This window comes from Stenotrophomonas maltophilia group sp. SKK55 (assembly GCF_057179845.1).
This window is the reverse complement of sequence record NZ_JBXUHP010000027.1, coordinates 1-311: the sequence shown is the minus strand read 5'-3', so window position 1 is coordinate 311 and position 311 is coordinate 1. Positions and strand designations below refer to the sequence as shown.

Genomic DNA, 311 nt, shown 5'->3' with positions numbered 1-311 from the left:
ATCAGGCCCATGCCGCCCTGCTGCATCGCCTGGCTGGTCATGCCGTCGCTGGAGGCGCCTTCGAGTAGGAACTTGTTGACCAAGGCGGTGGACCAGAACGCGGTCGAGACACGGATCACCATGTCCAGCGCGATCGATACCATCGCTGCCAGTACCGCCATCGAGAACATCGTGCCGATGCCGTAGAACAGCCATCGCTGGAACAGCTGCTTGGTCTGGTCGAACAGCAGACACAGAATGAACAAGGGACCCAGGCCGATGAACAGCGCCAGCGCGACCTCGTAGAGCAGCAACATCGCACCAGCGGTGAC

At 61.1% G+C, this 311-nt stretch carries 1 protein-coding gene; it reads right to left on the bottom strand.

Annotation, left to right across the window (positions count from 1 at the left end; translation table 11 throughout):
- Positions 1 to 311, bottom strand: a 311-nt coding sequence (locus tag AC2A1N_RS13660) for a type IV secretion system protein (protein ID WP_242894493.1), incomplete at both ends; no start/stop codon positions are given.